The sequence below is a fragment of the Cellvibrio sp. UBA7671 genome (assembly GCA_002483145.1).
In the GTDB taxonomy this organism is placed as follows: domain Bacteria; phylum Pseudomonadota; class Gammaproteobacteria; order Pseudomonadales; family Cellvibrionaceae; genus Cellvibrio; species Cellvibrio fibrivorans.
The window spans coordinates 441,267-453,553 of the sequence record DLHJ01000016.1 but is presented as its reverse complement, the minus strand read 5'-3'; the positions used below and the strand labels follow the sequence as shown (position 1 = coordinate 453,553).

At 51.2% G+C, this 12,287-nt stretch carries 12 protein-coding genes and 1 tRNA gene (1 of these 13 only partly in view); 5 read left to right on the top strand and 8 right to left on the bottom strand.

The annotated features are described in order from the left end of the window. The 8 genes from B4E62_RS17770 to bioB all read right to left on the bottom strand — a co-directional run. Positions 1–43 (bottom strand) — tRNA-Met (locus B4E62_RS17770) (it extends 29 nt beyond the left edge of the window). A 196-nt stretch (positions 44–239) separates the two neighbouring features. Next, complete coding sequence (locus tag B4E62_RS17765; RefSeq protein ID WP_331352995.1) at positions 240–1,175, bottom strand: putative metalloprotease CJM1_0395 family protein; 936 nt, start codon at positions 1,173–1,175, stop codon at positions 240–242. 35 nt (positions 1,176–1,210) lie between these two features. Next, positions 1,211–1,453 (bottom strand): hypothetical protein, encoded by a 243-nt coding sequence (locus B4E62_RS17760; RefSeq protein WP_310067452.1) that lies wholly within the window; start codon positions 1,451–1,453, stop codon positions 1,211–1,213. Between the two features lie 183 nt (positions 1,454–1,636). Further along, complete coding sequence (locus tag B4E62_RS17755; RefSeq protein WP_331352994.1) at positions 1,637–2,248, bottom strand: DUF2459 domain-containing protein; 612 nt, start codon at positions 2,246–2,248, stop codon at positions 1,637–1,639. 82 nt (positions 2,249–2,330) lie between these two features. Next, entirely contained in the window at positions 2,331–3,026 is a 696-nt protein-coding gene (gene bioD / locus B4E62_RS17750; protein WP_331352993.1) for a dethiobiotin synthase, read from the bottom strand. Beyond that, positions 3,019–4,587, bottom strand: coding sequence for a malonyl-ACP O-methyltransferase BioC (gene bioC / locus B4E62_RS17745; protein ID WP_331352992.1), 1,569 nt, complete (start codon positions 4,585–4,587; stop codon positions 3,019–3,021). The genes bioD and bioC overlap by 8 nt, the downstream gene beginning before the upstream one ends. Continuing rightward, a complete protein-coding gene (gene bioF / locus B4E62_RS17740; protein WP_310067460.1) occupies positions 4,580–5,761 on the bottom strand; it encodes an 8-amino-7-oxononanoate synthase in 1,182 nt (393 codons plus the stop codon). The genes bioC and bioF overlap by 8 nt, the downstream gene beginning before the upstream one ends. Before the next feature lie 64 nt (positions 5,762–5,825). Beyond that, entirely contained in the window at positions 5,826–6,884 is a 1,059-nt protein-coding gene (gene bioB / locus B4E62_RS17735) for a biotin synthase BioB (protein ID WP_310067463.1), read from the bottom strand. Positions 6,885–7,056: 172 nt separating this feature from the next. On the opposite strand from bioB, the gene B4E62_RS17730 reads away from it, so the two are divergent. The 5 genes from B4E62_RS17730 to gcvT all read left to right on the top strand — a co-directional run bounded on the left by B4E62_RS17730 (position 7,057) and on the right by gcvT (position 12,280). Next, positions 7,057–7,773 (top strand): ComF family protein, encoded by a 717-nt coding sequence (locus tag B4E62_RS17730; RefSeq protein ID WP_310067465.1) that lies wholly within the window; start codon positions 7,057–7,059, stop codon positions 7,771–7,773. Between the two features lie 215 nt (positions 7,774–7,988). Next, on the top strand, positions 7,989–9,425 hold the full coding sequence (locus tag B4E62_RS17725) for a serine protease (protein ID WP_331352991.1): 1,437 nt from the start codon (positions 7,989–7,991) through the stop codon (positions 9,423–9,425). Next, positions 9,422–10,486 carry an FHA domain-containing protein gene (locus B4E62_RS17720; RefSeq protein WP_331352990.1) on the top strand — a complete coding sequence of 355 codons (1,065 nt, stop codon included), beginning with the start codon at positions 9,422–9,424 and terminating at the stop codon, positions 10,484–10,486. Before B4E62_RS17725 ends, B4E62_RS17720 begins: the two co-directional genes overlap by 4 nt. Positions 10,487–10,510: 24 nt before the next feature. Further along, positions 10,511–11,077 (top strand): YbhB/YbcL family Raf kinase inhibitor-like protein, encoded by a 567-nt coding sequence (locus tag B4E62_RS17715; protein WP_331352989.1) that lies wholly within the window; start codon positions 10,511–10,513, stop codon positions 11,075–11,077. Positions 11,078–11,191: 114 nt separating this feature from the next. Then, a complete protein-coding gene (gene gcvT / locus B4E62_RS17710) occupies positions 11,192–12,280 on the top strand; it encodes a glycine cleavage system aminomethyltransferase GcvT (RefSeq protein ID WP_331352988.1) in 1,089 nt (362 codons plus the stop codon). Positions 12,281–12,287: the final 7 nt, after the last annotated feature.

The following is a 12,287-nucleotide window of genomic DNA, read 5'->3' as shown; positions in this document are numbered from 1 at the left end:
CGGGTTATGAGCCCGACGAGCTACCAAGCTGCTCCACCCCGCGACTGAAACTCACATTTGCCAACTGCTCAAGTGAGGCCGCGAATTATAGGGAGACATCTATATGCGGTCAAGGAAAATCAACACTTGAACACAACAAAAGCCAATCTGGATGCTTTATTGAGCGATGCGTTTAATTAGACGGCAGACCGCGCACTCATAACGAAAATTAGCAACAAAAAATGACAGCTCCATTAACACTAAACGGTTTTATTCAAAAAACTGCCTATGCCGGGTTCCGAGTTGAACACACCAATTTCAATCAAGCGACGATTGAGATCTATATTGCGTTTGGCACCTTCGTTAAAAAATTCTGCGCGCGCCTGACGCTGATCCAACAGACGCTGCTCAGCTTCAAACCGTTCCTGATCGGCTTGCAACCGCGCCTCCTCATCCGCCAGCCGCTGCTTTTCATCCTCGGCTTTTGCCCGAGCGCGTTCAGCGTCTTGTGAATCACCAGCGCCAGCAGGCTGATTTTGCCCAGTAGCCTCGCCAATGTCTCCACGGCGCTGCTCCGCCTCAATCGTTTTCTGCTCGCGCAACTCAGCACGTGCCTGCTGCTCCATCTGCGCCGCTTGTGCGGCCACATTAGTGTCTTGCGATGATGGCTCCGCTGGAGCATTTGCCGCCCTGCGCAGCTGCTGCGCTTTGCGCAATGTCGCCTCGGGGTCACCGGGAATAGGGCTGGTGTCAATTTGCACCTCGCCGCCCACTGCGTAACTAACACCATCAGGGCCGCGCACAAAAGAATAGGTCGGACTGCTGGCATACTGGCCCGCCACCGCCGCATGCGCCTGCTCATGGGCACGCACTTCGCGGTCGCGCGCAGCCAATACCTGAATTTGCTCGCGCTCAGCCTGTTGACGCTCCTGCTCTGCACGGCGCTTCAATGCCGCATCTTGCACTGCCTGATCGCCACCTTGCGCACCGCGTCCAACACGGTCACGCTCGACGTCATCGTTGGGGCGCTCATCGGGCAGACGACGATTTTGCCCTCGTCCCGCTTCAGCCATTTGTTCAGTGGGACGAAAGGTGGACGATTTTAGATCAGTAGTTTCCTGACCAACAGGCGCTCGTCCCATAGGCACAAACGGCGCTACAGTATTGGCGAAGTTAGACGGGACATTATTGATCACTCAACTCACCTCACAGAATTCGAAACCGATTACCTTCAGGCTTTGATATCCAACAATGTACCTATAGTTTCGTCGGCAGCTCTCACCACCTTGGCAGAACTATCAAATACCTGGCTTTGGGCTTTGATGTTAATCAGTGGCTCAACAACATCATTTGCTTGTGGGTTATCGCGCTGGGTAGTGCCGGCCTGCGCAATTTGCTGTGCTGATTGCAGCATCGATGACTGGCTTTTTTGCATACCAATCAGACCCTGGTTGACTACAGAACCTACGTCCATCAGTTTGCCCTCTTAAAGTTGGCTATCAAGAATGAGACCAAAGGGAAATAGTAAAAAAACACTACCCCAACCTTATGTAATAGTTTACGCCGGGAAATGCTTAAAAAACAGGCGGGATTGCCGCTTAACTATCGCCTTTTTAAGACGAGTTTGGCTTAAAAAAACCAGCGATATAACTTGAAACTATTCGCTTTTTCCAACCAAACCAAGGGTTTGCTGATATTCAGAGATAGCGCGCGCCTGCTCAAAGATGCTCTGGGCAGTCAGCTGCAAGCCGCTGCGCACCGGCAACCCGGCAGCCTGCAAGACGCGCCCACTCCAGGTATTGCAGTTGCTGAACAGGCTGTAATGGCCGCTCGCCTGATAGAAGTTACCCGCATCGGTCACATAGGCCTGCAAAGGAATCACCTGGCCAGACTCATTCAGCGCAAAGGATTTATCCAGAGAGCGAATCAACTTGCGCACCCCCTTGTCAGTAATGGCGATGGGCACGCGGGTCTCCGGCGGGATGGATGCAAACGGCGGCTGCGCATAGGCAATCACCTGCAGCGCTGAATGGCTCGATGCGATCAGTGCCTTGGTTGCAGAACCGAAGGTTTTACTTTTGCCGGTAAAGTAATTGCCATCGCCCCAGCCGATGCGAATATAGCGTTGGTTAGCAGCCTCTTGTTGCAAATAACGGCTGTGGCGCGCGACGGTTGTTGCATCAATTAAAATACTGGTATGCCATTCGCGATAAATAAAATAGATAGTGTGCTCCGTACCGGCGACAGGAATTTTTTGTTTTGCAGGCATAGAGGTGCAACCCGCAAGCGCGCAAAGGATAAAAAACCAAATCGCAAAATTACGAACAAATATAGACATGACGATTAGCGATTCACATGGAAAAAAAGTGCGCCAATGATTCATGATCAAGCGCATTCGCAACTGTTTCGGGTACCGCACTTTCCAACCAGGGCACCACCCCCAAACAAGGCGCTGGTATGCGCGCTGCCAAGCTGTGAATATTTTCTTGCAGCACCGGCATATCCGCATCAATACAATTGGCTACCCAACCCGCCAATTGCAAACCATCGTTTCGAATCGCTTCTACCGTTAAGAGCGCATGATTGATACAACCCAAACGCACACCCACCACCAATATCACCGGCAAGCGCAAAATTTTTACCACATCGGCCAGCGTCTCTTGCGGATTTAACGGAACGCGCCAGCCGCCCGCACCTTCCACCAAGGTAAAATCGACTTGATTTAAGCTGCCGCGACAAAATCCTGCCAGACGATCCGCCGATAAAACCCGCTTCTCTTGTTGTGCGGCAATATGCGGAGCAATGGCAGATTCCAATGCAATAGGATTTATTTGCTCATACACCAGCGGTTGGGTAATGACTGATTGCAATAAAAGCGCATCAGCATTGCGCAGACCCGCTTCGGTTTTTTCGCAACCCGCAGCAAGTGGTTTTAACGCAGCCGTTTTCAAGCCATGATTTTTTGCCGCAACCAGCAAACCTGCTGCAACTAACGTTTTACCAACGTTAGTATCCGTACCTGCGATAAAAAATGCTTTTCTAGCCATGATGTTTGTGTGCCGCCTCTTTATTTGCAGTTAAATAAATGACATCGTAAGTTGCAGATAAACCTTGCTCCGTGCGAAATGCTTCATACGCTTTTTTAAACGCAAGCAAACGCGAGCGCCCAGTTAGGCCTTCCGGCTTACCAGAATTAATATTATGCGCACCCAACGATTTTAGCTCGCGGGTCAATTCGCTTAAACGATCGTAATAAAGAATACGATTTTCTTGTTGCGCATCAGCCACTGCCATATGCACCGACTTAACAGCAGAGATAATATGTTTCTGCGATTGAAAGCGATTCACATGCACATAATCATCCACCTGCTCCCATGCAGATTTTAATTCATGCAATGTGTGCGGCCCGAGCGTCGCAATGTGCAGCTGCCCGTCCGGTTTAAGCACACGCGCAAGCTCCGCCATTAATTGCGGCAAATTGTTACACCACTGGATCGCGAGACTGGAAAAAATGAGATCGACACTATTATCAGCTAAAGGCAACAACTCTGCGTCTGAGCACATCCATGCTATTTCTTTTTGCTGCTGCGCTGCGTAATGCAACATACCTTCCGCGATATCCAAACCCACAAGTTGAGATTCGGGGTATTTCACCGCTAACTGCCGCGTGAAAAATCCGGTACCTGAGCCCAGATCCACCACCACCGACTGCGCTGGTAATCCATCAGGAAGCTGTGTAAATAACTGCGCGCCTATATCGCGCTGCAATTGCGCAACTGAATCGTAGGTTGCTGCAGCGCGACTAAATGAACGGGCAACCTTTTTTTTATCCAGCGGTGTTTCATTCAAGGAGGTTGCATCCAATTCGGCAACCGACAGAATTTTCTCTTTCGCAAACCGGGCGATAGCGTCAATCACCACATGCGGTTTACTCCAGTGCAAAGCGTGAGCGGTATTTCCCAAAATCTGGATTTCTTGCTGCGGATTGATCTGCGCCATTAATTCTGCAGCAGCCACCGGCACCAGCGCATCTTTTTCAGCCAACAAATGCAAACCAGGCTGCGTGAGCTGTGCAAAGGTGACGCGATTATCAAGCTCCGTTAATAGCTGCAATGCTTGCAACCAGTTATCGGTCACTGAACCTGTGTCATTGCGGCGCAATTGTTTTAACAGGTTGCGCTCCTCTGCATCGCCCTGCGCCAACAAACCGCAAAATAATTTCAGGGTTGCCTGTGGGTCTTGTTCAAAGCTTTGGTTAAATTGGCGATTGATTTCCGCCGGCATAGCGGCGGGATAATCCGGAGCAGCCACAAATTTTAAGTTGGCCGCCAAGGTAATTACCGCTCGGACACGCTCTGGAAAGCGCGCCGCCAATTGCACCGCAAGCATACCGCCAAGTGACCAGCCCATCACAACCGCATCTTGTGGCAATTGCGCAGCAATCTTATCGAGCACTGCAGCGAGCGAAAATTCCGGCAATACAGGGCTTGCGCCGAAGCCGGGTAAATCAATCAAGGTAATAGTGGCGAATGATTGCAGGGATTCCAATATCGGTTGCCAGGTGAGGCTATCGCAGCCCCAGCCGTGAATTAACACCAGATTAATCATGCGCGACCTCGTGCATGATTTCAGCCAATGCAGCTAGTAAGAGATCTACCTGAGCAATGCTATGCTCTGCGGAAAAAGTGATGCGCAAGCGCGAGCTGCCTACAGGAACTGTGGGGGGGCGAATGGCAATAATTAAAATACCGCGCTCGGCCAATTTTTGCGATATTAATAAAGCTTTGGCTTCATCGCCGATAACAATCGGCTGGATGGGTGAAAACGAATCCATTAACTGTAAATTCAGCGCTTGTGCGCCTGCGCGAAAATGCGCAATTAAGTTGTTGAGATGGTCACGCCGCCAGTGTTCGGTTTGGATTAAACGCAGACTAGCCCGTGTAGCAGCGGCGACGGCGGGCGGCATAGCAGTGGTATAAATATAGGGGCGTGCAAATTGGATAAGCGTTTCGATTAAAGTTTCACTGCCCGCGATAAATGCGCCGAAACTGCCAGCGGCCTTACCGAGCGTACCCATTAAAATTGGCAACTGGCTTTGCGTTAACCCAAAATATTCCGCGCTGCCTGCACCAGTTTTTCCAAGGCATCCAAAACCGTGTGCATCATCCACCATCAGCCAGGCATTATTTTTTTGCGCAAGTGCGGCGAGTTCAGGCAGGGGCGCGCAATCACCATCCATACTGAATACACCATCAACGACAATTAATTTTCGCTGCGCATCGGTTTTATCCAAACGGTGTTGCAAATTTTCCAAATCATTATGCAAAAATCGCTGGAAGCGTGCACCACTTAATAAACCGGCATCCAACAAACTCGCATGATTTAAACGGTCTTCAAATACCGCATCACCTTGACCGACCAGTGCGGTAATTGCGCCCATATTGGCCATATAACCGGTGGAAAATAACAATGCTCGCTCACGGCCGGTAAAAGCGGCTAACTCTTCTTCCAATGCGTGGTGTTCGCTTGAGTGCCCGGCAACCAAATGCGATGCACCGCTGCCCACACCAAATTTTTCAGCTGCTTTTTGCAAGGCCGCAATAACATCAGGGTGATTAGCCAAACCTAAATAATCGTTGCTACAAAACGCGAGATAGTTTTTGCCATCAACAACTACTTGTGGTGTTTGCGGTGACTGCAACAATTTGCGCGTACGATAAAGATACGCTGCGCGGCGTTCGGCGAGGGCGGGAGCGAGCGTTTGATCGAGATGAGAAGACATGAGTAAGCACGCGTAGGGCGGGTTAGCGAAGCAACCCGCCGTAGGGATAATCACAAAGTGAAACTTATTTTGCAGCGTTGTAAAACATCGAATCCATTGCCGCTTCTTGCAACTGATGCACTATCGATGCCTCCTGCTCGCTTTCATCTTCATGCACTTCGTAAGCTTCGGGCTTGATGCCGAGCTTTTTGAACAACTGCATATCTTTGTTGGCTTCAGGGTTGGGCGTAGTCAGTAATTTCTCACCATAGAAAATCGAGTTAGCGCCAGCGAGGAAAGCCATCGCCTGGGTTTGTTCGTTCATTTGCTCACGACCAGCAGAGAGGCGCACGTGCGATTGCGGCATCAAAATACGGGCGACGGCGATGGTGCGGAGAAAATCAAACGGATCGAGATCCGCTTCATTTTCCAATGGCGTACCGCCGACTTTTACCAGCATGTTGATGGGCACAGATTCGGGATGTTCCGGCATATTGGCAAGCTGCTGCAGCAGACCGGCGCGATCATTTTCTTCTTCACCCATGCCGACAATACCGCCGCAGCAGACTTTCATACCGGCCTTGCGCACGTTGGCCAGGGTTTCCAATCGGTCTTGATAGGTGCGGGTAGTAATGATTTCACCGTAGTATTCGGGCGAGGTATCGAGGTTGTGGTTGTAGTAATCCAAACCCGCATCAGCCAATTCCTGCGCTTGTGATTCGTCGAGCATACCAAGCGTCATGCAGGTTTCCAGACCCAAGGCTTTAACACCCTGCACCATAGTCGTCACGTAGGGCATATCTTTGTTTTTCGGCGAGCGCCAGGCGGCGCCCATGCAGAAGCGGGTAGCACCGGACGCTTTGGCCGCTTTGGCTTCCTCAATCACTTTTTCCACTGCCATCAACTTTTCTCGCTCAAGACCGGTGTCGTAACGGGCTGACTGCGGGCAATAGGCGCAGTCTTCCGGGCAGGCGCCGGTTTTGATCGAGCAGAGCGTGCTGACCTGCACCTCATTGGGATTGAAATGGGCGCGGTGCACGCTTTGCGCCTGGAACATCAGGTCGCTAAAGGGAAGTGCAAACAGGGCGGTGATTTCGGCGCGGGTCCAATCGTGTCTGATGGTCGGAGCAAGGCTGGCATTCATAGGTGCGTTCCATTGTGTTCTGGGCAAAAGTGTTCGGACTATGACCGCATCTTAACTGAGCAAAAAAAGCTGTCAACCCAAAAGCTCAATTCGGGTTTACAACTCCATTTTGACAAAAGCGCAGGCAATATCGACAATGCCACCACCAAGGATGTATTTGATAGGGATTTTTATGCTGCGCTTGACCCTCACCAACCTGCTCAACCACCTGCTGCCAGCCCCTTGCTTGATGTGCGGCCTCGCCAGCGCCGACTTTCAGCTACTCTGCCCCGAATGCGATGCCGCCCTACCGCGCTTGAACCGCGAACCCTTTTTATGCCGCTGCTGCGCCCTGCCACTAACCAGCGATGCCGCCTTGTGCGGAAAATGCCTGCAAAAACCGCCAGCTTTTCGCCAATCCAGTATCGCCTTTCGTTACGAGCATCCACTTGACCACCTGATTCACCAGTTTAAATACCGGCGCCAGCTGAGCAGCGGCAAGCTACTCGCACGCTTGCTGGCCGAGACCTGCAGGCACAGTGAGCGCCCGGATTTTTTAGTGCCTGTGCCTATCCACTGGCGAAAACGCTGGCAGCGCGGGTTTAACCAGAGCGAGCTTATGGCCTATTGGGTAGGTAAACACCTGGAGATTCCAGTGCTGTCAGCCTGCCGACAAGAGCATTATCACCATTCGCAGAAAGGGTTAAGCCGCGCACAGCGGTTAAAGAATTTACGCCAGTCATTCAGCATAAAACCGGCAAATTCGTTAACAATCCAAGCTGCGAAGATTGCGCTGATTGACGATGTCGTCACCACCACCGCCACGGCACGCACCTTGAGTGAACTATTGCTTAAAGCCGGCGCCAAACAGGTGGACATTTGGGCCTTGGCGCGCACGCCGGATCACTAGGCAAGCTAGATTGAACCGCCGCTGATACACGGGCGTATTAGTCCGCTTGCAATGCAACATTTGCAGCGAGCGAGACAAATCTTGCTACCTGGGTAGAGAAATAGTCGCTACTATCCCGTCACAGCCACTATCCTTTACCGCGATGATTCTTTATATCGCCTATGGCCGTTTATGCTGACTCTTTTTTTATTACCCTAATTGCTGCAAGGATTTTCATGAGCTTTTCCTATCGCCTGCTGACCCACGCCATCGCATTGGCTATCAGCTTGAGTATGCCCGCCTTGGCTGAAACTGCCCCACCCCTTGCATCGTCTGCCGCCCAGCAACTCTATGCTTCTGCCCAGCAAGACTTACTGCAGTTGCGCGTATTGCTGAAAAACGGCAATAGCCAATCTTCGGTTGGTTCGGGCTTTTTAATTGGCAATTCGAATTTGGTCGTGACCAATTTCCATGTGGTATCGCAAATTGCGCTGGAGCCAGAAACCTATTTTGGTGAATACAAGGACACCAGCGGTAAGAGTGGTGCGCTTGAATTACTGGCAGTCGATGTATTGCACGATTTAGCTGTAGTGCGCATTGCGCGCAATGGCAGTGGTTTTTTCAAAGTGCCGCACGCTGTCAATGGCGGCGAGCAACCCGCACTGGTGAAATTAAATCAAGGGCAACATTTATATTCGCTCGGCAATCCTCTCGATTTGGGGTTTACCATTTCTGAAGGCACTTATAACGGTATCAGCGCACGCGGTTTTTCCGACCAACTGATGTTTACCGGCCCAGTCAACGCAGGCATGAGTGGCGGCCCCAATGTGACCGCAGACGGACAAGTCGCCGGTGTAAATGTTGCGCATCGGCGAGACGGCGAATTGGTAAGTTTTTTGGTTCCGGTGCGCTATGTACAAGCATTGCTCGCACGCGTGACGGGCGATATGACACCACCTACCGATTTCAAACCGGTGATTGGTGAACAGTTGCTGGAACACCAAGCGGTGATGGTGGATAAATTATTGGAGAAACCATTCAGCATTAAAGATTTAGGACCCTATCGTGTTCCGGTGCGCGAATCCGACCAAGTGCGCTGCTGGGGCAATACTGACAGTTCGGCGAAAAAGGCCTACACCATTGCGAGCATCAACTGCTCGATGGAATCGGCGATTTTTGTATCGGGTGACATGCAAACCGGTCATATCAGCATGCATCACAAATATGCACACAATAAAAACCTCAACGCCATGCAGTTTGCGCAGCTCGCCACCAATATGTTTAACGGCCAGGTGTATAGCACAGCAAAAAGCGAAACCATTACACCCGCAGCCTGCACAGAAGATTTTATTAAACACAATAATATTTCGCTGCGCGCGCTGGTATGCGCCGAGGCTTATCACAAATTTAAGGAGCTCTACGATTTCACGTTGATCACCGCGAGCACTGACGACAGCCAAAAAAGTTTGCAAAGTATGATCAATATCCAAGGCGTCTCCTACGGCAACGGCACGAAATTAATTAACCAATTTTTGCAGGGAATTGATCGCACCACAAAAACGGATGACGAAACAAAACCTGTACTCGATGACAGCATTAAAACTGATGCAAGCGACACTTCCAATACTGAATCAGCGCAAAATAAATCCGACACTATGGAGGCCGCACAATGAGCCACTCCATTTTTGTTGAGCAATTAACACCTGATGGCGAAGTATTACATCGCAGCAAAGTGACGCATCTGCCAATCACCATTGGCCGCGCTTACGACAACGATATTATTCTCGATGACCCACATACTGCCGCGCATCATGCGCAGATTGAATTGAATCAACTGGATGAACTGATCATCGCGGATTTAGGCAGTTACAACGGCATCACTTACGCCAATACCCGTGAGAATTTTTTTGTTGTGGGCGGCGATAATATTTATCGCCTCGGCCACACACGATTGCGGATTCGCACAGCCGACTACAAAGTGGCCGCAGAAGTAACCGATTTGACCAACCACCGCTGGGAAGGTTTGCTACCAGCACTTACTGGTTTGGCCTTGTTGTTAGTAACTGGACTGTTAAGCACCTGGCTCGCAGATCTCAATCAAGGCACGCTCAGCAAATACTTGCTGGAGCTGGTCAGTGTGTTTGGTTTTGCGATTGGCTGGAGTGGAATCTGGGCGCTGTTTGGCAAACTGTTTACCGGCCACGCACGTTTTGGTCGCCATTTATTTATTGCCAGTGCGGGTCTGGCATTTCTGGAGTTATGGGAACACCTCAGCGGCTTGGTTGCCTATGCATTCAGTTGGGAAGCGCTGCTCACATTTAGCGTACATCCGCTTATTTTTATTTGCGCGATTGTGCTCTATTTCCATTTTCTGACTGCGGGGAATAAACGTCCGAACCGCTTAAAAATCTACTTGGCGGCCATCGCGATCCTGGGTTCCGCTATCACCATGACCAAGGAATACCAAGCGAGCAATCACTTGTCGGATGAGCTTTATATGAGCCGCATTTATCCACCGGCAGTGCGTATTAGCCGTGATCACAGCCTGGAAGAGTTTATGGCGGATATGCAAAGCCTGAAAGAAAAAGTTGATGGGGAGCGCAAAGACAATCCTGAAAAAGACGGCGCTGAAAAAAAGAGCTCCGAAAAAGATAACCCGGATCAAGACGGTGGTGATGCAGTCGAATCGGATGCACCGGCGGATACGCCTACAAAACCTGAAAGCAATAACTGAACTAACAAACAAAAGGAGTAAACCATGTTGAAAAAACGCAATGTAAAAATCGCATTGGGATTATTCGGTGCGTTGGCTTTAAATAGCCTGGTTGCAGCGGCCGATTTCACCTTATCCAGCCCGACGATAAAACCAGAGTCCACCCTCGGAGCCGATCAGGTATTCAATGGCTTTGGCTGCACCGGCAACAATATTTCACCGGAATTGATATGGGCTAACGCACCCGAAGGCACCAAGAGTTTTGCACTCACGGTTTACGATCCGGATGCACCTACTGGCTCTGGCTGGTGGCACTGGGTAGTTTATAACCTACCCGCTACCACCACGAAATTAGCAGCAGGTGTTGGTACGGCGGATGGCAAAAAACTCCCTGTGGGCAGCCTGCAAGGCCGCACCGATTTTGGAGCACCCGGTTTTGGTGGCGCCTGCCCACCAGTGGGTGATAAACCGCACCGCTATATTTTTACCCTACATGCGCTAAAAACCGAGAAAATCGAAGTCCCTTCCGATGCAACCGCCGCACTGATCGGCTACATGATCAACGCCAATCGTATCGGCCAAGCCAGCTTTACCGCTTACTACGGGCGCTAAACACGCTATCGGCGCCGGCATTGTTATCGCCCGCGCCGATTCGTTGGACAGCATCCGCCCGCCCGCCTAGAATGGCGCCCTTTTTCCAACCCACCCTTCTGCGCAGGTATTCCAATGGGCAACAAAACCGCTCTCTATGCCACCCATCAAGCCATGGGCGGCAAACTCGTGGACTTTGGCGGCTGGGATATGCCACTTCATTACGGCTCGCAAATCGAGGAGCACCATAAGGTGCGCCAATCGGCGGGGATGTTTGACGTCTCCCATATGACTGTGGTGGATGTAACGGGCGGCGATGCCAAAGCCTATCTGCAATATCTGCTTGCTAACGACGTTGCCAAGCTGGATGCGCTTTTCGGCAAAGCACTCTATAGCGGCATGCTCAATCATGATGGTGGTGTGATCGATGATTTGATCGTCTATAACCTCGGCGATTGGTACCGCGTTGTCGTTAACTGCAGCACCCGCGAGAAAGACCTCGCCTGGATGAATCAAGTTGCAAAGACGTTCTCTGTCGCAATAACCGAGCGCGCTGAATTGGCGATGATCGCGGTGCAAGGGCCAGATGCAATTCGCATCGCCTCATCGCTGCTTAGCGCTGAACAGGCGGCGATTATCGCTAACCTGCAAGTATTCCAAGGCCTGCCTGCGGGCGATTGGTTTATTGGCCGCACAGGTTATACCGGCGAAGACGGTCTGGAAATCATGCTACCAAACGAAGCAGCAGCAAGCCTCTGGAAGGCTTTGGCCGATGCAGGTGTCGCACCCTGCGGTTTGGGCGCACGGGATACCTTGCGACTCGAAGCAGGTATGAATCTTTACGGCCATGAGATGGATGAATCCGTATCGCCACTCGCCGCCAATATGGGCTGGACTATTGCGTGGCAACCAGACTCACGCGACTTTATCGGCCGCGCGGTATTGGAAGCACAAAAGGCAGCTGGATCAACCCAAAAGCTGGTGGGATTGGTACTGCGCGAACGCGGTGTGTTGCGCGCTGAACAGATCGTCACAGTGGAAGGTAGCGATGAAAAAGGCGTAATCACCAGCGGGACATTTTCGCCCAGCTTGGGCTATTCTATTGCTTTAGCGCGAGTGCCCCGCAGCATAGGCGCCCACTGTCAGGTCGAGATGCGCGGCAAGCAAGTCACCGTCGAGGTAGTCGCACCCAATTTTGTACGCAATGGAAAAGCCCTTATCTGACCATAAC